At 72.2% G+C, this 18,548-nt stretch carries 15 protein-coding genes and 1 tRNA gene; 6 read left to right on the forward strand and 10 right to left on the reverse strand.

Features of this window, described 5'->3' with window-relative positions:
• Nucleotides 1–82: 82 nt before the first annotated feature.
• From VM685_RS17895 to VM685_RS17905, 3 genes are all read right to left on the reverse strand, one after another.
• On the reverse strand, nucleotides 83–1,120 hold the full coding sequence (locus tag VM685_RS17895) for a Cj0069 family protein (protein WP_325461533.1): 1,038 nt from the start codon (nucleotides 1,118–1,120) through the stop codon (nucleotides 83–85).
• A gap of 107 nt (nucleotides 1,121–1,227) precedes the next feature.
• On the reverse strand, nucleotides 1,228–2,232 hold the full coding sequence (locus VM685_RS17900; protein ID WP_325461534.1) for a nitronate monooxygenase family protein: 1,005 nt from the start codon (nucleotides 2,230–2,232) through the stop codon (nucleotides 1,228–1,230).
• Nucleotides 2,233–2,322: 90 nt separating this feature from the next.
• Nucleotides 2,323–3,612 carry a mechanosensitive ion channel gene (locus VM685_RS17905; RefSeq protein ID WP_325461535.1) on the reverse strand — a complete coding sequence of 430 codons (1,290 nt, stop codon included), beginning with the start codon at nucleotides 3,610–3,612 and terminating at the stop codon, nucleotides 2,323–2,325.
• Between the two features lie 109 nt (nucleotides 3,613–3,721).
• Here VM685_RS17905 and VM685_RS17910 point away from each other — a divergent pair, with 109 nt between their 5' ends.
• Nucleotides 3,722–5,137 carry a methylmalonyl-CoA mutase family protein gene (locus VM685_RS17910; RefSeq protein ID WP_325461536.1) on the forward strand — a complete coding sequence of 472 codons (1,416 nt, stop codon included), beginning with the start codon at nucleotides 3,722–3,724 and terminating at the stop codon, nucleotides 5,135–5,137.
• A complete protein-coding gene (gene scpA / locus VM685_RS17915) occupies nucleotides 5,134–7,293 on the forward strand; it encodes a methylmalonyl-CoA mutase (protein ID WP_325461537.1) in 2,160 nt (719 codons plus the stop codon). Before VM685_RS17910 ends, scpA begins: the two co-directional genes overlap by 4 nt.
• Here scpA and VM685_RS17920 read toward each other — a convergent pair whose 3' ends face one another.
• The gene (locus tag VM685_RS17920; protein ID WP_325461538.1) at nucleotides 7,294–9,378 is read right to left on the reverse strand and encodes a winged helix-turn-helix domain-containing protein; all 2,085 of its coding nucleotides are present in this window, start codon (nucleotides 9,376–9,378) and stop codon (nucleotides 7,294–7,296) included.
• Nucleotides 9,379–9,482: 104 nt separating this feature from the next.
• On the opposite strand from VM685_RS17920, the gene VM685_RS17925 reads away from it, so the two are divergent.
• Nucleotides 9,483–11,384, forward strand: coding sequence for a TonB-dependent siderophore receptor (locus VM685_RS17925; protein WP_325461539.1), 1,902 nt, complete (start codon nucleotides 9,483–9,485; stop codon nucleotides 11,382–11,384).
• Here the strand turns inward: VM685_RS17925 and VM685_RS17930 are convergent.
• Nucleotides 11,381–12,280: a transglutaminase family protein gene (locus VM685_RS17930; RefSeq protein WP_325461540.1), complete on the reverse strand. Its 900-nt coding sequence runs from the start codon at nucleotides 12,278–12,280 to the stop codon at nucleotides 11,381–11,383. The genes VM685_RS17925 and VM685_RS17930 overlap by 4 nt on opposite strands.
• Nucleotides 12,281–12,333: 53 nt before the next feature.
• On the opposite strand from VM685_RS17930, the gene VM685_RS17935 reads away from it, so the two are divergent.
• Together VM685_RS17935 and purU are read left to right on the forward strand one after the other, a co-directional pair.
• Complete coding sequence (locus tag VM685_RS17935) at nucleotides 12,334–12,780, forward strand: type II 3-dehydroquinate dehydratase (RefSeq protein WP_325461541.1); 447 nt, start codon at nucleotides 12,334–12,336, stop codon at nucleotides 12,778–12,780.
• A complete protein-coding gene (gene purU / locus VM685_RS17940; RefSeq protein ID WP_325461542.1) occupies nucleotides 12,780–13,625 on the forward strand; it encodes a formyltetrahydrofolate deformylase in 846 nt (281 codons plus the stop codon). The genes VM685_RS17935 and purU overlap by 1 nt, the downstream gene beginning before the upstream one ends.
• Before the next feature lie 9 nt (nucleotides 13,626–13,634).
• Here purU and VM685_RS17945 read toward each other — a convergent pair whose 3' ends face one another.
• From VM685_RS17945 to VM685_RS17955, 3 genes are all read right to left on the reverse strand, one after another.
• Complete coding sequence (locus VM685_RS17945; protein ID WP_325461543.1) at nucleotides 13,635–14,135, reverse strand: DUF3237 domain-containing protein; 501 nt, start codon at nucleotides 14,133–14,135, stop codon at nucleotides 13,635–13,637.
• Nucleotides 14,136–14,154: 19 nt separating this feature from the next.
• Nucleotides 14,155–14,239, reverse strand: a tRNA-Leu gene (locus VM685_RS17950).
• A 140-nt stretch (nucleotides 14,240–14,379) separates the two neighbouring features.
• Complete coding sequence (locus tag VM685_RS17955) at nucleotides 14,380–14,595, reverse strand: hypothetical protein (RefSeq protein ID WP_325461544.1); 216 nt, start codon at nucleotides 14,593–14,595, stop codon at nucleotides 14,380–14,382.
• Nucleotides 14,596–15,228: 633 nt separating this feature from the next.
• On the opposite strand from VM685_RS17955, the gene VM685_RS17960 reads away from it, so the two are divergent.
• Nucleotides 15,229–16,422 carry an MFS transporter gene (locus tag VM685_RS17960; RefSeq protein ID WP_325461545.1) on the forward strand — a complete coding sequence of 398 codons (1,194 nt, stop codon included), beginning with the start codon at nucleotides 15,229–15,231 and terminating at the stop codon, nucleotides 16,420–16,422.
• On the opposite strand, the gene hutC is transcribed toward VM685_RS17960, so the two are convergent.
• Together hutC and VM685_RS17970 are read right to left on the reverse strand one after the other, a co-directional pair.
• Entirely contained in the window at nucleotides 16,419–17,147 is a 729-nt protein-coding gene (hutC, locus tag VM685_RS17965) for a histidine utilization repressor (RefSeq protein ID WP_325461546.1), read from the reverse strand. The genes VM685_RS17960 and hutC overlap by 4 nt on opposite strands.
• Nucleotides 17,144–18,505, reverse strand: coding sequence for a formimidoylglutamate deiminase (locus tag VM685_RS17970; RefSeq protein WP_325461547.1), 1,362 nt, complete (start codon nucleotides 18,503–18,505; stop codon nucleotides 17,144–17,146). The genes hutC and VM685_RS17970 overlap by 4 nt, the downstream gene beginning before the upstream one ends.
• Nucleotides 18,506–18,548: the final 43 nt, after the last annotated feature.

The following is an 18,548-nucleotide window of genomic DNA, read 5'->3' on the forward strand; positions in this document are numbered from 1 at the left end:
GTCGGCGAGTAGGTATAAACTAGAGGTATGAAGAGTTTTTCTAACGCGGACGATAAGTCGCGGTTTTTTCACGCATTTTATCTTATCCGGATAAGGGTGCGCGCCGGGCGGCGGCGGATCGTGCCGACAGCCGCGCCCGAATCGTCTGGGCGATGGCCGGCGCCGCGGCTGGCGGGATGGGGAAGACCGAGCTCGCGTTGATCTCGCACAGGACATAGCCGTCCTCGCCGGCCGAATCGCGCGGCCCCAGCAGGAAGTCGGCGTCCCAGATCGCCGGCAGGTCCTGCGGGTCGAGGCCCAGCAGACCGGCCATCTGCGGCGTCCACTCGGCCTCCATCACCGCGCGCAGGCGCGGGAAGCGCGCGTCCTCGGGGCCGGAGTAGAGCCGCGGCTCGCCCCGCGTCCCGGGCGTCGCCAGCGCCTGCACCTTCTGGGCGCCGAAGCCGGCCAGCGTACCGCCCGCCATGTAGCAGCGGACCATGCCCTCGCCGACGCGAGCCTGGAACGCCTGGTCCACGAAGCCGTCGCAGTCGGCCAGCTCCGCCCGCCGCTCGGCCATGAAGTCGGCGAGCGGCAGCGTCCGCACGGCGTCGTCCTCCGCCGACTGCACCCGCACCTCGCCCGCGCCCCGGACGGCCTCGACCTTCCAGATCCCCTGGCCGCCGTTGCCGCGGTTGGGCTTCAGCACGCGCGGGCCGGCCGCCATGCTCCGCGGGAAATCCGCGTCGAACGCCGCCGCCGTCTCGTAGAAGCGCACGTCGCTGCCCCAGCCCATCTCACGCGTGCGCCAGAGGACCGCCTTCACGCCCATCCGGTCGATGACGTCGGGATGGCCGCTGACCAGCACCTCGGCCGCTGCCGCCTCGCGCAGCAGGGCGTCGAGCGCCGTGCGCCGGCGGCCGTCCTGCAGCGGGTTGACCCAGACCAGGGCGGCGTCGCTGGCCAGGAGCTGCGCCCGCGCCGCCGCCTCTTCCTCCTCGGCATAGGGACAGGGCTCGGGCGCCAGGCCCGCTTCGGCCAGCGCGTCTGCGACGGCCTCGAACCGGCCGAACCCGTCGGCCGGCCGCGCGCCGCGCCAGACCAGCGCGACCTTCCATCTCTCAGGGGATTGGGCGTCCATCGTCCCGGCTCCTTCCGCCCGCGCACGGGCATCGGAGCGGATGCTTGGACGTCGCCGCCTCACCGGGCGATCCGCGAGGACCCGGTGGAGCGACTATAGACCCGCGGCTATTCCGCCGCCAGCAGCGCGCGGCCTGCGGTCAGCGAGGTCTTCGCCGCCAACTCGGCCTTGGCGGCCTCGTACTCGGCGGCCAGGCGCCCCACCATCTCGGCGACCGGCGGCACGTCCTTCACCGCGCCGATCCCCTGGCCGCAGCCCCAGATGTCGCGCCAGGCCTTGGCCTTCTGGTTGCCGCCCGAGCCGAAGTTCATCCGCGACGGATCGGACTGCGGCAGGTCGTTGGGGTCGAGGCCCGCGGCGATGATCGAGGGCTTCAGGTAGTTGCCGTGAACGCCCGTGAAGAGGTTGGTGTAGACGATGTCGTCGCCCGCCGAGGCGACGATCATGTCCTTGTAGGCCTGGTCGGCGTTGGCCTCCTGCGTGGCGATGAAGGCCGAGCCGATGTAGGCCAGGTCCGCGCCCATGGCCTGGGCGCCCAGGATGGCGTGGCCGTTGGCGATCGAGCCCGACAGCGCCACCGGCCCGTCGAACCACTCGCGGATCTCCTGCACCAGCGCGAAGGGCGAAAGCTGGCCCGCGTGGCCGCCGGCCCCGGCCGCCACCGCGATCAGGCCGTCGGCGCCCTTCTCCACCGCCTTCTGGGCGAAGCGGTTGTTGATGATGTCGTGCAGCACCACGCCGCCATAGGAGTGCACCGCCGCGTTCACGTCCTCTCGCGCGCCCAGGGAGGTGATCACGATCGGCGCCTTCCACTTGGTCGACATCTCGAGGTCGTGCTCGAGCCGGTCGTTGGTCTTGTGGACGATGTGGTTCACCGCGAAGGGCGCCGAGGGGGTGTCCGGATGGTCCCGGTCCCAGGCGGCCAGCTCCTCGGTGATCCGGTGCAGCCACTCCTCCAGCAGCGACGCCGGCCGGGCGTTCAGCGCCGGGAAGGAGCCGACGATGCCGGCCTTGCACTGGGCGATCACCAGGTCCGGCCCGGAGATGATGAACAGCGGAGAGCCGATCACCGGCAGGCGCAGGCGGTCACGGAGCACGGGCGGCAGGGCCATGGGCGGGTCCTTGGACAATGTTGAATTTACAACGTACGCAAAACTTCTGCGGTCCCGCAAGCCTCAAAGGCTGCCGCAGCGTCCGGCAAGTCAGATCTTCGGCGTCCGGGTCGGCGGGCGGACCTGCGGCCGGCGGACCGGCGGCTTGGGCTTGGTCTCCGCCTGATGGGTCCACTTCTCGAGCAGCTTGCCGGCCGTCTCCCGGCCGCCGATGCCGAAGGCCAGCGCCGCGGCCACCGCCGCCGAGCCGAGCACCAGGCCGAAGGCCAGGATCACGATCTCGTCGGCGATGCCCATGAACTGCAGGCCCATGGCGGTGGCGAGCGCGATGGTCGCCCAGCGCACGATCGTCGAGGCGAAGCTGTCGGCGCCGTTGGTGGAGCGGTCGATCAGGTTGGCGAGGAAGTTTCCGATCAGCACGCCCACGGTGATGATCACCCCGCCGAACAGCACGTGGCCGGCGAGCTCCAGCACCTCGGTCAGCATCACCGCCACCGCGGCGAAGGCCAGCAGGCGGGCGGCCTCCACGGCCGAGAACAGCATGATCGCCACCAGCGCCAGCCGGGCCACCACCTTCGACGGCGTGATCCCGCCGGGCGGCGGCGGCTCGGCCATGTCCTTGGGATCGGCCGCCGAGGGGCCGCCGATGCCCAGGGCCTGCAGGCTGCTGTCGAAGCCGAACGACGGCAGGACCTGCTCGATCAGGCCCGCCACCCAGCGGCCGATCAGGTAGGCGATGGCCAGCACGATGGCCGCCGCGATGAGCCGGGGCAGGGCGTCGAGCACGGTGGCCAGCACCGCCACGGCCGGCTCGGAGATCGCGCTGATGCCCAGCTGCTGCAGGGCCGCGATGGTCACCGGGATGATGATCAGCACATAGACCAGGGTGCCGAAGGTCCGCGCCAGGCCCGAGGCGCCGGTGAGCTTGGCGAGCCCCGCCCGCTCCAGCCAGCTGTCCACGTGGGCCACGTTCAGCGCCGCCTCCACCACCCGGCGGGCCAGCGTCGCCACCACCAGGCCAACGACGAAGATCACCACCGCGCCGATCAGGTTGGGCACGAAGGCCATCACCTCGATCAGCAGCCCGTTCAGCGGGGTGACGATCTCGGTCAGCCCGAGCGTCGAGAGCGCGCCGACCACGCCGATCAGCAGCACCAGCCAGTAGCCGAGCTGGCCCAGCTGGTAGCCGGTGGTCTCGCGCGGGGCCGCGCCCTCGTTGTGCTTCCTCATGCCCGGCGCGCGGTCGACGATGCGGGCGACGCCCCACTGCACGCCCTTGGCGATGAAATGGGAGACCACCAGGATGGCGATCGCCGCGGCGAGCGCCGGCCCCCAGTCCCAGGCCATGTCGCGGAAGTAGGTGTAATCGACGGTCGGCATCGGTCCCCTCGAATCTGGCTCAAGAGCTTAACCATTAGAGGGCGATTCCGGTTGCCCGCTGCCCCTGCGTGAGCTTGACGCCCCGCGGCCTTCCGGCCCATTTCGCCCCATGGCCGACACCAGCCTTCTCGCCCAGGACTTCCCGCCCGCCACCGAGGACGCCTGGCGCGCCCTCGTGACCAAGACGCTCGGCGAGGCGCCCTTCGCCTCGCTCGAGAAGACCACCGCCGAGGGCCTGCCGATCGCGCCGCTCTATGCGGCCGCGCCGGCGCCCGCCGCCTTCCCGGCCCGGCCGTTCGACGCCGACCGCGCCTGGGACCTGCGCACGCTGACCGCCCATCCCGACGCCAGCCGCGCCAACGCCGAGATCCTCGCCGACCTGCAGGGCGGCGCGGCCTCCGCCGTGGTGCGGATCGATCCCACCGGCCAGGCCGGCGTGGCGGTAGGCTCCGCCGACGGCCTCGCCCGGGTGCTGGAGGGCGTCATCCTCGAGCTCGCCCCCGTCGCCCTGGACGCCGGGTTCCTGGGTCCGAAGGCCGCCGACTGGCTGGGGACGGTCGCAAAGGCCTCCCCCGGGGCCAAGCTCAACTTCCACATGGATCCGCTCAGCGCCTTCGCCGACGCCGGCGCGAGTCCCGGCCCGATCGAGGGCCACCTGGTCAGCGCCGCCACCGTCGGCGTGCGCCTGGCCGAGACCTATCCGCAGGCGCAGCTCTTCCTGGCTTCGGGCCGCGTGGTCCACGAGGCCGGCGGCGGCGAGGCCCAGGAGGTCGCCTTCGCCGCGGCCGGCGCGATCGCTTACGCCAGGGCGCTGGTCCGCGCCGGGATGCCCATGGCCGAGGCCTTCGCCCGGATCACCCTCGGCCTCTCGGCCGACGCCGACTACTTCCTGTCCATCGCCAAGCTGCGCGCCGCCCGCGCCGTCTTCGCTCGCGTGGCCGCCGCATGCGGCGCAGCGCCGGCCGCCCGCGTCGAGGCCCGCACCTCGCGCCGGATGCTCGCCGCCCGCGACGCCTGGACCAACATGATCCGCCTGACCGCCGCCGGCTTCGGCGCGGCCGTGGGCGGGGCCGACGCGGTCGTGCTGGGTAACTTCACCGACGCCATGGGCCTGCCCACCGCCTTCGCCCGCCGCCAGAGCCGCAACACCCAGCTGGTCCTGATGGAGGAGGCGCACGTGGGCCGCGTCGCCGACCCCGCTGCGGGCTCCGGCTACGTCGAGGCGCTCACCGACCGCATCGCCCGCGCCGCCTGGGAGAAGCTGCAGGCCATCGAGGCGGCCGGCGGGATCGTCGCCGCGCTCACCTCCGGTCTCGTGGCCCGGGAGGTCGCCGCCGCCGTCGCCGCCCGGCCCGAGCCCAAGCTCGTCGGCGTCAACGCCTTCCCGCCCGACAAGGACACCCCCGTCGAGGTCGAGCGCGCGGAGCCGAAGGCCGTCGACGCCCCGTCCGCCGCCCTGCCCGGCCCCGACGGCCGGTGCGAGCCGCTCCGGCCCATCCGGCTCTCGGAGGCCTTCGAGAAATGACCAGCTTCCCCGATTTCGCCACCCTGGCGTTCGACGCCGACCTGACCCCGCCCGCGCCCGCCTCGGGCGAGCCGTGGGCCACGCCGGAAGGCATCGCGGTCAAGCCGGCCTACGGCCCCGCCGACACCGCCGGGCTCGACACGCTCGCGGGATATCCGGGCCTCGCGCCGTTCCTGCGCGGCCCCTACCCGACCATGTACCTGACCAACCCGTGGACCATCCGCCAGTACGCGGGCTTCTCCACGGCCGAGGACTCCAACGCCTTCTACCGCCGCAACCTGGCGGCCGGTCAGATGGGGCTGTCCATCGCCTTCGACCTGGCGACCCACCGGGGCTACGATTCCGACCACCCGCGGGTGAAGGGCGACGTCGGCATGGCGGGCGTCGCCATCGACTCGATCCTCGACATGCGCACCCTGTTCGACGGCATCCCGCTCGACAAGATGAGCGTGTCGATGACCATGAACGGCGCGGTCCTGCCGATCATGGCGCTCTACATCGTGGCCGGCGAGGAGCAGGGCGTGCCGCACGCCAAGCTCTCGGGCACCATCCAGAACGACATCCTCAAGGAGTTCCTGACCCGGAACACCTACATCTACCCGCCGGTCCCCTCGATGCGGATCGTCTCGGACATCTTCGGCTACACGAGCCGCGAGATGCCGCGGTTCAACTCGATCTCGATCAGCGGCTACCACATGCAGGAAGCCGGGGCGACGCTCGACCTGGAGCTCGCCTACACCCTGGCGGACGGCATCGAATACGTCCGCGCGGGCGTCGCGGCGGGCCTGCCGGTCGACAGCTTCGCGCCGCGGCTGTCGTTCTTCTGGAACGCCGGCATGAACGCCTTCATGGAGATCGCCAAGCAGCGCGCCGCGCGCCTGCTCTGGGCGCGGCTCATGAAGCAGGAGTTCGATCCGAAGGACGCCCGCTCGCTCTCGCTGCGCGCCCACACCCAGACCTCCGGCTGGTCGCTGGCCGCCCACGACGTCTTCAACAACGTCGCCCGCACCGCCATCGAGGCCATGGCCGCGGTCGGCGGCCAGACCCAGAGCCTGCACACCAATTCGCTGGACGAGGCCCTGGCCCTGCCCACCGACTTCTCGGCCCGCATCAGCCGCAACACCCAGCTCTTCCTGCAGCTGGAGAGCGGCCAGACCCGGGTCATCGACCCCTGGGGCGGCTCCTACTACGTGGAGCGCCTGACCGCCGACCTCGCCGCCCGCGCCCTGGAGCACATCGCCGAGGTCGAGGCCCTGGGCGGCATGGCCCGCGCCATCGAGGACGGCCTGCCCAAGCGGCGCATCGAGGAGGCCTCGGCCCGCACCCAGGCGCGCATCGACGCCGGGCTGCAGAGCGTCGTGGGCGTCAACCGCTACCGCCCCGACGTGGCCGACGAGATCCCGGTGCTGAAGGTGGACAACACCGCCGTGCGCGAGCGCCAGCTCGAGAAGCTGAAGCGCCTGCGCGCCGAGCGCGACCCGAAGGCCGTCGAGGCGGCGCTCACCGCGCTCTCCAACGGCGCGGCGGGCGGCGGCAACCTGCTGGAGCTGTCCGTCGAGGCCGCCCGCGCCAAGGCCACGGTCGGCGAGATCTCCGACGCCCTGGAGCGGGTGTTCAACCGCCACAAGGCCCACGCCGACGCCGTGAAGGGCGTCTACCTGCGCGAAGCCGGCGCCACGCCCGCCGCCGAGCGGGCCAAGGCCATGGTCGAGAGCTTCACCCAGGCCGACGGCCGCAAGCCGCGCATCCTGGTCGCCAAGATGGGCCAGGACGGCCACGACCGCGGCCAGAAGGTGATCGCCTCCGGCTTCGCCGACCTCGGCTTCGAGGTCGAGATCGGCGATCTCTTCCAGACCCCCGCCGAGACCGCGGCCCAGGCGGTGAAGGACGGCGTCCATGCGGTGGGCGCCAGCTCGCTGGCCGCCGGCCACCTGACCCTCGTCCCAGAGCTGAAGGCGGAGCTGGCGAAGCTCGGCCGGCCCGACATCCTGGTGGTCGTGGGCGGCGTGATCCCGCCGGAGGACTTCAAGACCCTGGAGGAGATGGGCGTCGCCGCGGTCTTCACCCCAGGCACCGTCGTGCCGGACGCCGCGATCACCGTGCTGGAGCGCCTGAACGAGCTCCTGGGCTACGCCCAGGAACAGGCCGCGCAGTAGCTAGCCGGCGCTGAGGTCGAACAGCCCCAGGTCCACCTGGTCGTCGAGGTTGCGCGAGAACAGCACCCGCCCGTCCGGCGCCACGCCGATCGAGCCGCCGGAGGTGGGGACGTCCATCAGCTTCCGCGGCGCGCCCTGCCAGGGGTGCAGCCAGACCGCCGGCGCGTCCTGCCGGCGCTGGGTCAGCACATAGATCCCGTCGCGGCCGACCGCCCAGGTGTCGTAGCCCCGGACGCGCACCGGCGGCGCCTGGCCCGACAGCGCCACCACCGTCTCGCCGCCGAACCGCAGCCCGAACAGCCGCCCGTCCGGACCCGCCTTCAGCTCCCGCCAGCCGGCGCCGCCGGGCACGGGCTGAGGCTGAGCCTCCGAGCCCAGGCTCGCCTGCATCAGCCGGTATCCGCCCCCCGTCCGCTCCAGGTAGTAGAGCCGGTTCCCCGGTCCCCAGACGGGCTCCAGCTTGTCGAGCCCGTCCCAGGTGACGCTGCGTAGCCGCGAGCCGTCGCGGCCCACAGTGTAGATGTCGGAACGCCTGCCCTTCACCGCCACGAAGGCCAGGCTCTGGCCATCCGGCGACCAGGACGGCGCGGTGACGTAGCTGCCGACGATCGAGGTCAGCCGCACCGACTGGCCGTCGGGATGGGTCACCCACAGCTCCGGCGAGCCCGAGCGGTTCGACACATAGGCCACCGTCCCGTCCGCCCCGGCCTCCGGCTCCCAGTCGGTCCCGGCGGCGTCGGTCACCGGGACCACCGCGCCTGAGGGCAGGCGCGCGGCGATGTTGGTCCGCCCGCGCGGCGCCTCCACCGCCAGACGGTTCTTCCGGTCGGTGGACATCCGGCTGAAGGTGAGCTGGCCCAGCCCCAGGCTGATCCGCTTCGGCGCCGCGTCGATCCGGGTGTCCACCGTCCACAGGCCGAACTCGCCGCCGCGGTTGGACGAGTAGAAGATGTGCCGGCTGTCCGCCGACCAGACATAGCCCGCCGCCTTCCAGCCGTCGGTGGTCAGCGCCCGCTCCCGCCCAGTGCGCAGGTCCTTCAGGAAGAGGTCGTCCGCCCCGTGCATCAGGGTCCTGCGGAAGACGACGTAGCGGCCGTCCGGCGAGACCATCGGGTCGGCGTCGCCGAGGGTGGCGGGACTTGGCGCGGTGAGGTCGCGTGCCCGGCCCGTGCGGATGTCGATCGCCCGGATCCGCCACAGCGTCGTCGGCGACGGCCGGTCGCCGATCACCAGCGTCTGGTCGTCCAGCCAGCTGACGCGCGTGAAGGTCGCCTGCTGGCAGCGTCCGGCCATTCGTTCGGGGCCCTGCGGCACGGGGACCACCATCACCGTGCATGGCCCGTCCGGCGGCGTGCGGATGAAGGCGATTCGGTCGCCCCTGGGGGACCAGGCGGCGCTGAAGTCGTCGTCGGCGTGCGAGGTCAGCCGCACCGGCGTCCCCTGCTCCACGCCGCGGATGTAGAGATCACGCCGGCCGGTCACGTCCGCCCGCTGGCTGTAGACGATCTGCTCGCCGTTCGGCGATAGCGCCGGGTGGGTCTCCAGGCCCGGCTCCGCCGTCAGAGGATGATAGGCCTGGGCCGTCCAGTCCACCGGCCGGGGCAGCGTCAGCCAGGCGCCCGCCGCAGCCGCCGCCAGCGCCAGCACGGCCGCCGCCACGAGCCGCCGCGGGACCGCCCGCCTCGGCGCCTCCCCCCGGGCCTCCGGCTCCGCCGCCGGCGCGGCCACGCGATGCACGTCCGCGCTCGCCTGCAGCCGGTAGCCCACCGTGGCGATGGTATCGAGCCGGATGCGCGGATTGGCCGACAGCGCCTTCCTGAGCTGGGCCACGCAGCGGTTCAGCGCGCCCTCGGTGACGATCCGTCCGCCCCAGCACAGGTCGATGAGTTCGTCCCGGCTCACCGGATGCCCGCGCGAGCGGTGGAGGGCCACCAGCACCTTCATCACCCGCGGCTCGAGTGCGGTGACGGCGCCGTCGGTCTCCACCTCCAGCGCGGCGGGGCGCACCTGTGTCCCCGCCAGGCTGAACGGCAGCTCCCGGGCGAGGTCCAGCCCCGGCCACTTCAGTGCGACGTGCTCGTTCATCGCGAAACCATCACGAATAAATCACGCCCGCGGCCACGCCGTCCCCGGCGCAATCTCCGACAGATCGTCCCGCCTGAATACCCACGTTCGACGGGATTACAGCAATGTCACATTTCAAGGCCGCGCTCTTCGCGACGGTTTTCGCCGCCTCGCCGGCCCTGGCGCAGGAAAGCGCCGTCTCCTCCGCCGCCGACGCCTTCGGCGAGCGCGTGGGGGTCGAGCAGCTCGGCCTCTACTCCGAGGGGCAGGTGCGCGGCTTCGACCTGCAGTCCTCCGGCGCCTACCGCATCGAGGACGCCTATTTCGCCCGCGCCGCCCCGCTCAACGATCCCGTCCTGGCCGGCGTCGGGGTGCGTGTGGGCGTGGCCGCCGCCCGGCTCGCCTATCCGGCGCCGTCCGGGGTCGTGAACTACCGCCTGCGCGAGCCCGACGCGCGCAACCGCCTGACCCTGGGCGGCGGCCTGCGCGACTACGGCACGCCAACCCTCGAGGCCAACGGCTCCTGGTCCGACGCCACGGGCCGGCTGGGCCTGGCCGGCGGGGTGATCTGGCGCCCGCGCGTGGAGTGGGCGAGCGGCGCCCACGGCAGCGCCATCGACGCCGGCCTCGTGGGCCGCTGGCGGATCTCCGAGGCCCAGACCCTGCGCGCCTTCTTCAGCGTCTATGACCGCGCCTACAACGGCGACTACGCCATGACCGCCGCCGATCCGGTCGAGCCGCCGCCGCCCCGGCGCGGCCACAACTATTCCCCCGACTGGGCGCGGGTGGAGGCGGCCAACACCAACATGGGCGTGCTCTACCGCGCCGCGGCCGGCGGCTGGGCGCTGGACCTTTCCGCCTTCCGCTCGATCTGGAACGCCGAGGAGACGGACTTCACCCTGGTGGACGTGGACCGCGACGGCGACGCGGTGGCCACCACCTTCGTCAGCCCGGGCAAGACCAACGTCTCCGACTCCGCCGAGGCCCGCGCGACCCGGACCTTCGCCACCGGCCCGCTGAACCACCTGGTCAGCGCCTCGGTCCGCTGGCGGCGCAGCGAGGTCGACCTCGCCTCCAGCCTCGCCGTGCGCTCGGCGCCCTTCCACCTGGACGACGGCCCGCGGCCCGGCGTGCGCCCGCAGTGGTCGGGCGCGCGCGGCCTCGACGCCGTCGAGCAGACCACCGCCTCCCTGGGCTACGGCCTGGTCTGGGCCGACCGGCTGCAGCTGCGCCTCGGCGCGCACCGCACCCGTTACGAGAAATCGGTCCGGACGCTCGCCGGCTCCACCGAGCAGGGCCGGGAAGAGACCACGCTCTGGAACGCCTCCGCCGTCTGGAGCCTCACGCCGCGCACCAGCCTGTTCGCGAGCTGGGTGACCGGCCTGGAGGAGACCGGCTCGGCGCCCAGCACCGCCACCAACCGCAACGAGGTCCTGCCGCCGGTGGAGGCCGAGCAGTACGAGTTCGGCGTCCGCCATGCGCTGGGCGAGCGCCTGACCCTGATCGGCGCCGTGTTCGACGTCTCCAAGCCGACCACCGGCCTGCGCGCCGACGGCTCGTTCGGCCTGGTGGGCGAGGTCACCCACCGCGGCGTGGAAGCCTCCCTCGCCGGCCGGCTGGACGGGCGCACGAATGTCGTGATGGGCGCCGTCTTCCTCGACCCGAAGGTGTCGGGGCCGCTGGTGGAGTCGGGGGCGATCAGCGACCGGCCGGCCGGGCTCTCCGACGTCATCGCCAACGCCAGCATCGAGCGCCAGCTCGCCGGCGGATGGTCGGTGGACGCCCAGGTCACCTGGAACGGGCCGCGCTGGGTGGACGCCCAGCAGACCTTCCGCCTCGACGGCGTCACCGAGCTCAGCCTGGGCGCCCGTCGCCGCTTCGAGATCGCCGGGCGGCCGGCCTCGTTCCGGATCCTGGGCTCGAACCTCGCGCGGCCGACCGGCTACTGGGCCTCGCCCACCACCGAGCTCTGGCCGATCGCGGGACCAACCGTGCGCGCGACGCTGAACGTGACCTTCGGGGGCTAGGCGGCCACGGCCTCGGCGGGCTTGACGGCGGCGACCTCCACCTCGACGTCCATGCCGAGGTAGTCGTCGGGGTCGCCGGACCAGGCGCCCTGCAGGGGCAGGGCGTGCTGCGGATTGGCCACCACCGCCACCCGGATCAGATCGGCATTGCCCACCGTCCCGTTGGTGGGGTCGAAGTCCACCCAGCCGCAGCCGGGCACCTGGGCGCGCACCCAGGCGTGGGTGTGCCCCGCCGACGCCGGCTCGCGCGCCGCTGAGCTGTAGAGGTAGCCGGAGACGAACCGCGCGGGCACGCCGAGGCTGCGAACGGCGGCCATCATCAGCACGGCGAAGTCCCGGCAGCTCCCGCCGCCGGCGTCCAGGGTCTCCTCGGGCGTCCGCGGCCCGCCCTCCAGGCGCACGGAATAGGCCAGATCCTCGCGGATCGCCGCGCTCATCTCGGTCAGAACCGGCAGCAGCAGCGACCGGCCCCGCCGGCTCAGGAACCGCGTGGCCCACTGGGCGGCGGCGCCTTCCACGCGGCGCGCGGCGGAATCGACGATGGCGTCGGAGATCAGCCTGGCCACCGGCTGCGGCCGGTGCTCCAGCGTCACCCGGCTGTCGAAGGTCAGCCGGTCGGCGCGCGCCATGAACTGCGCCGAGCCGACGTGGGCGCCGTGCAGGTCCTGGTCGTGCGCCAGCAGGTGCGGCTCCGGCGAGATCGCGAGGTCCGCGGCGATCACCCGCTGGTCGGGCGCCTCCAGCGGGCGGAACATCATCCGATGCTCGCCGAACGCCACCGCCCGGCGGTAGCGATAGGTGGTCAGGTGGCGGATCGAGACGACCGGCATCCTGCGAGAGTTCAGGCGATTCCGGTCGTCCGTCCACGACAGCAGGTCCACGGCGGGGCTGTGCATACAACCCAAGTATCGGCTATCGGTGCGCCCTCTTCGGGAAGGGGAACCCTGCGATGGCTGTCGTCTATGTGCTCAACGGCCCGAACCTGAACCTCCTCGGCCAGCGCGAGCCGGAGATCTACGGCCGCGACACCCTCGCCGACGTGGAGACCCGCTGCCGCGCGATCGCCGAGCGCGAGGGGTTCGAGCTGGTCTTCCGCCAGACCAACAACGAGCACGAGATGGTCGACTGGATCCAGGCGGCGCGGAAGTCCGGCGGCGTGGTGATCAATCCGGCCGGCTTCAGCTACAACTCCGTGCCGGTGCTGGACGCCCTGAAGATGTGCGAGTGCCCCGTGGTCGAGGTGCACATCTCCAACATCCACAAGCGCGCCGAGACCGAGGCCCGCTGGCGCGCCGAGTCCATCATGAGCCCCGCCGCTACCGGCGTGATCGCCGGCCTCGGCGTCACCGGCTACGAACTCGCCGTCGAATACGTCGCGCGGCGCCTGAAAGCCTGATGATCCTCACCCTCTCCTGCCCCGACCGCACGGGCATCGTCGCGCGCGTCGCCGCCCTGCTCTACGAGCGCGGCGCCAACATCCTCGACGCCCAGCAGTTCGACGACGCCGAGACCGGCCGGTTCTTCATGCGCGTGGTCTTCGACCTCGGCGAGGGCGACGACCTCGAGGCCCTGCGCTCGGCCTTCGGCGAGCTGGCCGCCGCGCTCGCCATGGACTGGACCCTGCGCGACCCGCGGGAGAAGCGCCGGGTGATGATCCTCGCCTCCCAGACCGACCACTGCCTGGCCGACCTGATCTGGCGCTGGCGCCAGGGCGAGCTGCCGATGGAGATCTCCGCGGTGGTCTCCAACCATCCGGCGACCACCTTCCCGCACACCGACCTGAAGGGCATCGCCTTCCACCACCTGCCGGTGACGGCGGAGACCAAGGCTGCGCAGGAGGCCCAGCTCTGGAAGCTGGTGCAGGAGACCCGCACCGACCTCGTCATCCTCGCCCGCTACATGCAGGTGCTGTCCGACGACCTGGCCGGCAAGCTGGAGGGCCGCTGCATCAACATCCACCACTCCTTCCTGCCGGGCTTCAAGGGCGCGCGTCCCTACCACCAGGCCCACGCCCGCGGCGTGAAGCTGATCGGCGCCACCGCCCACTTCGTCACCGCCGACCTCGACGAGGGCCCGATCATCGAACAGGACGTGGAGCGCATCAGCCACCGCGACACGCCCAGCGCCCTGATCCGCAAGGGCCGCGACATCGAGCGCCGGGTGCTCGCCCGCGCCGTCCGCTGGACGCTCGAGGACCGCGTCCTGCTCAACGGCCGCAAGACCGTCGTCTTCACCGACTGAGGCCGCCCCTCAGCCGATCGCGTGGATGAAGTGGCGCACGCCATCGCTCAGCCGCTCGCCCACGCCCACCGCCAGCACGGCGTTCAGCCAGTCGTAGCGGGGATCGGACGTCTCGAAGACCGGCGCGATGCGGATGCGGTAGCGGTCGGGCGCCACCTCCGGCTGGGCCGGGTCGCGGAACGCCGCCCCCACCTCCGGCGGGATCCAGGTCCGGCCCGTGTAGCTCACGTGGATCAGCGCCCCGTCGTCGGTGCGCCAGACGCAGCGGGCGTCGAAGGTGCCGATCGCCGCCCCGTCGGCCGCGACGCCCGCCTCCGACCAGTTGCCGCCGCCCGGCAGGATGTCGCCCTTCAGCCTGGGCCCCTCGAACCGGCCGCCGGTGATGTAGCCGATCCGCCGGGTGCGCCAGGGCGAGGCGCCCAGGTCCATGATGCCCCCGGCCACCTCGAAGCGGGCCACGCACAGCGGCGCGCTCTGCAACGTGCGTCCGCCGAAGTCGAACTCGGACATCAGGCCCTCCGCTAGGCTGTGGTGGGGACACCGGGGGTCGAACCCGGACGGATTGCTCCGAGCGATTTTAAGTCGCTTGCGTCTACCAGTTCCGCCATGTCCCCGGCGGTCTAGGGCCTAAGACCAAAGGAATTTCCCGTCGAGAGGTGATCCGCCCACGCTCGGGAAGGCGCCCCTGCGCTTCCCCAAAGGCCGCCGGCATAAAATGTCGGCCAGCAACTGTTTTTCGGGGGAGTGAGCGCGCCTACCCAGAAGGCAACACAATGGCCGCAAGAGAGATCAGCGCAGCTAGTGAGGCTGAGGCATAAACGCTGAACAGCACCCAGAACAGCAGCGGATACTCTTTTCTTGACCAGTCTCCGTACCTGCTTAGGACCCTGCCGAATTTCAGCCCGCGATAAGTCTGATAAACCCCGAATGCTAGCACAGCGACGAGAAAGATCAGCACCAGTACAAACATGAGAGGCAGGCCTCCACACTCCCGCGTCACAACCCCAGCCATGCAAACTAAAGACGCCCCGCCTAGTAAGTCATGGGTGAATGGGCCCGCGTCAGGCCGATCAATCACCGGAAGCGTCGCTGCCCGAGAGGGAGCCGGATCGAGCGGGCTTGGAGAGTGACTACCTCGGCCAGGAAAGAACAGTCATGACGGATATGAAGGCGACATATGGCGCCATGGTTAGCTTGAAGTCCGGGTAGAACATGAGTGCGGAAGCTGAGGCAAGCACCACCAACCACCCAGCAAATCCAAGATATCTGGTGAGATAACCGACGGGCTTATGCGTCCGCCTCTCAGGATTTCGCATTGCTGCTGACTTCGCCCTTTAACCTTGGAGCTGCGAGATCCTACCTTCCGCCAGGTTCAGCGGAAAGCGCCAGTGCCAAAGACTGGGGCGCCGAGGATGCGCACGACAGGCGCCCGCCACTCGGCCCAGGAAGTACGCCCCGCAGGTCACGACAGGCCCGCAGACGGCAGTCAGCCAGACGTCTGTCCGGGTATCGCACCGGCCGCCTGCCCACGCCAAGGTTGAACGACTCTCCCGTCCGGGAAACACAATGCGCGCCGCCAGAACGGCGTTCGGGGAGAACATCCGTGGGAAAGACCGCAAGCCGGCTGGGCCCAGGCGCCGTGACGGCCGTCTGCTTCCTGATCGCCGCCATCGAGGGCTATGACATCCAGGCCTTCGGCGTGGCCGCGCCCCAGCTCGTCCCGGAGCTGGGCCTGGCCGCCGACCAGCAGGGCTGGGCCGCCAGCATGGCCATGGTCGGCCTGGTGATCGGCGCCTTCGCCGGCGGCTGGCTGGCCGACCGCACGGGCCGCAAGCCGGTGCTGATCGCCTCGGTAGTCGGCTTCGGGGTCTGCTCGATCTGGACGGCGCTGACCCACGACTACGAAAGCCTGCTCGCCGCCCGCTTCGTCACCGGCCTGGGGTTCGGCGGCGCCCTGCCCAACCTGATCGCCATCGCCAGCGAGATCAGCCGCCCCGAACGCCGCGGCGCGACCACCAGCGCCATGTTCTGCGGCATGCCGGCGGGCGGCGCGGTCGTGTCGCTGGTGGCCCGGATGATGGGCGACGGGCTCGACTGGAGGGCGGTGTTCATCGCCGGCGGCGTGATCCCCCTGCTGCTCGTGCCGGTGATCGTCTTCCTGCTGCCGGAGACCCGGCCGCCGGCGCACCCGGACGCCGACCGCCGCGTCCTGCGCGGCCTGTTCGCCGAGGGCCTCGCGGTCCCCACCCTGCTGCTGTGGGGCGTCAACATCCTGACCCTGCTGGTCCTCTACCTGATGCTGAACTGGCTGCCCTCGCTGGTGGTCGCCAAGGGCCACAGCCCGGCGGACGGCGCGGTGGCCTCGCTGCTGTTCAACCTGGTGGGCGTGGCCGGCGCCCTGCTGCTGGGCCTCTTGGTCGACCGGGCGGGATTCCGCTGGTCGCTGCTCGTCGCCTACGCCGCCCTGGCCGCGGCCATGTTCGCCCTGGGAAGGTCCGCCGACGTGGGCGCGATCCTGGCGCTGTCGGCCGCCGCGGGCTTCCTGGTGCTGGGCGCCCAGTACGCCCTCTACAGCCTGGCCCCCATGCTCTACGACCCGGCGGTGCGCGCGGCCGGCGCCGGCGCGGCGGTGGGTTTCGGCCGGTTCGGCTCGATCATCGGCCCGCTGCTGGCGGGCGAGCTGCGCCACATCGGCTGGTCGGCGGGCCAGGTCCTCGACGCCATGGCGCCGGTGGCCGTCGCCGCCGGGCTCGGGGTCTTCGCCCTGACCTTCCTCGCGAAGCTCCGGCGGGACTAGCCGGGCTCTCCGGCCGAGGGCGCGAAGCGCGCCACCAGATCGTAGGCCTCGCCCGGGAAGGTCAGCCGCACATGGGTGATGCGGTCCGTCCCGCGCCAGGTCCGCCGCTCCAGCACGAGGCAGGCGGCGGTCGGCGCGATCCGCAGGGTCCGGGCCATGGCGGGCGTGACGTTGGCGGCGCTGATCCGGTGCTCGGCCTCGGTCCAGGGGATGTGCGCCAGCAGCCAGCCGCCCGGCGCGGTGCGCGCGAAGTCGACCTCTGCGGCCTCCGGCGCGGCGCCCAGGTTGATCAACCGCTCCTCCAGCGCGAAGGGCACGCCGCCGGCCCGGTGCAGACAGCGCAGGGCCAGCACGCGCGCCGCCTCGTCCAGCCCCAGCGCCTCGCAGTCGGCGGCCGTCGCCCTGCGCTCGGCCCGCGACAGCAGCTCGTAGCCATAGGTCTCGCCCCGGCCGGTCACCTCGGCGGCGATGTCGGGGATGTCCAGCACCGCCGAGTGGATCCGCGGCCGCGAGACGAACGAGCCGGCGCGCCGCCGCCGAACGATCAGCCCGCTCTCGGCGAGCGGCGCCAGCGCCTTGTTCACCGTCATCCGCGAGCAGCCGTACTGGGCCATCAGCTCGTGCTCGGCCGGCACCCGGTGGCCCGGCGGCCAGGCGCCGGAGAGGATGCGGTCGGAGATGTCGGCGCGGATGCGCTTGTGCAGGGTGGCGTCGCGCACGGTCATGCGGTCAGCCTCGCCAGCGCTTGGCGGTAGCGCGCCTCGATCCCGTCGCGCGCCCGGTGGCGGCCGCCCTGCACCACATGCTCGCCCGCCCGCCAGACGTCGGCCACCGCCGCTCCGCCCGCGGCGAACACCCAGCTGTCCAGCCACTGGTCGCCCGATCTGCCGGCGAGGTCCGGATGGTCCGCGGACAGGGCGACGATATCCGCCGGCCCGCCCTCCGCCAGCCCCTCGGCCGCGGGGACGCCCAGCGCCCGGGCGCCGCCGGTCAGGGCGCCCCGGAACAGGTCCGCCCCGGTCGAGCTGCCCTCGCCCCGGGCCAGGACGTTGCGCGCCTTCAGGCCCAGCCGCTGGGAATACTCCAGCATCCTGAGCTCCTCGGCCGCGTCGATCCGCACGTTCGAATCCGAGCCCACCCCGAAGCGGCCGCCGTCGGCCAGGTAGGCGTCCGCCGGGAAGATCCCGTCGCCCAGGTTGGCCTCGGTCACCGGGCAGAGGCCCGCCACCGCGCCGCTCCGCGCCAGCCGCCGGGTCTCTTCGGCCGTCATGTGGGTCGCGTGGACCAGGCACCAGGCCTCGCCCACCCCAAAGCGGTCGAGCAGCCACTCCACGGGCCGCGCGCCGGACCAGGCCAGGCAGTCGTCAACCTCGCGCACCTGCTCGGCGATGTGGATGTGCACCGGCCCGTCGCCCAGGTCGGCCACCGCGCGCAGCTCGTCCTCGGTGACGGCGCGCAGGCTGTGCGGCGCGACGCCCACCACCGCATCGCCCAGCGGCCGTACGGCCAGGCGCGCGGCCTCCACCAGCCGGCCGTAGCCGTCGGGGTCGTGGACGAACCGCGCCTGGGCGGGCGTGGGCGCGGCCCCGCCGAATCCGGAGTGGGCGTAGAACACCGGCAGGAGGGTAAGGCCGATTCCCGTGGCCTGCGCCGCCGCCGCGATCCGCGCCGACATCTCCGCCGGGTCGGCGAAGGGCCGGCCGCCTTCGTCGTGGTGCAGGTAGTGGAACTCGCCCACGCGGGTGAAGCCGCGCTCCAGCATCTCGGCGAAGGCGAGCGCCGCCACCGCCTCCAGCTCCTCGGGTCCCAGCCGCTCCCCGAAGCGGTACATCAGCTCGCGCCAGGTCCAGAAGCTGTCGCCGGCCGGCCCGCGCACCTCGGTGAGGCCGGCCATGGCCCGCTGGAAGGCGTGGCTGTGCAGGTTGGGCAGGCCCGGGACGGCGATCCCGTGGCGCTCGGCGCCGTCCGCCTCGACGCCAGTCTCCAGCCGCGCGATGCGGCCGTCGGCCACCGAAATCCGGACGCCGCGCGCCCAGCCGGCCGCCGTCAGCCCGTGTTCGAACCAGAGCGTCGTCCCCGCCATGGCTTATGTCTATACAATTGAAACGCAGCGGGCTAGGGATTCC

The sequence above is a fragment of the Phenylobacterium sp. genome, assembly GCF_035539035.1.
In the GTDB taxonomy this organism is placed as follows: domain Bacteria; phylum Pseudomonadota; class Alphaproteobacteria; order Caulobacterales; family Caulobacteraceae; genus Phenylobacterium.

Bases quoted from the DNA above. Each gene is read 5' to 3' on its own strand.
- VM685_RS17900 (WP_325461534.1), bottom strand. From the start codon at position 2,232: ATGGCCCTGCCGCCCGTGCTCCGTGACCGCCTGCGCCTGCCGGTGATC.
- VM685_RS17930 (WP_325461540.1), bottom strand. From the start codon at position 12,280: ATGCACAGCCCCGCCGTGGACCTGCTGTCGTGGACGGACGACCGGAAT.
- VM685_RS17920 (WP_325461538.1), bottom strand. From the start codon at position 9,378: ATGAACGAGCACGTCGCACTGAAGTGGCCGGGGCTGGACCTCGCCCGG.
- VM685_RS17910 (WP_325461536.1), top strand. From the start codon at position 3,722: ATGGCCGACACCAGCCTTCTCGCCCAGGACTTCCCGCCCGCCACCGAG.
- scpA (WP_325461537.1), top strand. From the start codon at position 5,134: ATGACCAGCTTCCCCGATTTCGCCACCCTGGCGTTCGACGCCGACCTG.
- VM685_RS17895 (WP_325461533.1), bottom strand. From the start codon at position 1,120: ATGGACGCCCAATCCCCTGAGAGATGGAAGGTCGCGCTGGTCTGGCGC.
- purU (WP_325461542.1), top strand. From the start codon at position 12,780: ATGATCCTCACCCTCTCCTGCCCCGACCGCACGGGCATCGTCGCGCGC.
- VM685_RS17970 (WP_325461547.1), bottom strand. From the start codon at position 18,505: ATGGCGGGGACGACGCTCTGGTTCGAACACGGGCTGACGGCGGCCGGC.
- hutC (WP_325461546.1), bottom strand. From the start codon at position 17,147: ATGACCGTGCGCGACGCCACCCTGCACAAGCGCATCCGCGCCGACATC.
- VM685_RS17925 (WP_325461539.1), top strand. From the start codon at position 9,483: ATGTCACATTTCAAGGCCGCGCTCTTCGCGACGGTTTTCGCCGCCTCG.
- VM685_RS17955 (WP_325461544.1), bottom strand. From the start codon at position 14,595: ATGTTTGTACTGGTGCTGATCTTTCTCGTCGCTGTGCTAGCATTCGGG.
- VM685_RS17935 (WP_325461541.1), top strand. From the start codon at position 12,334: ATGGCTGTCGTCTATGTGCTCAACGGCCCGAACCTGAACCTCCTCGGC.
- VM685_RS17945 (WP_325461543.1), bottom strand. From the start codon at position 14,135: ATGTCCGAGTTCGACTTCGGCGGACGCACGTTGCAGAGCGCGCCGCTG.
- VM685_RS17905 (WP_325461535.1), bottom strand. From the start codon at position 3,612: ATGCCGACCGTCGATTACACCTACTTCCGCGACATGGCCTGGGACTGG.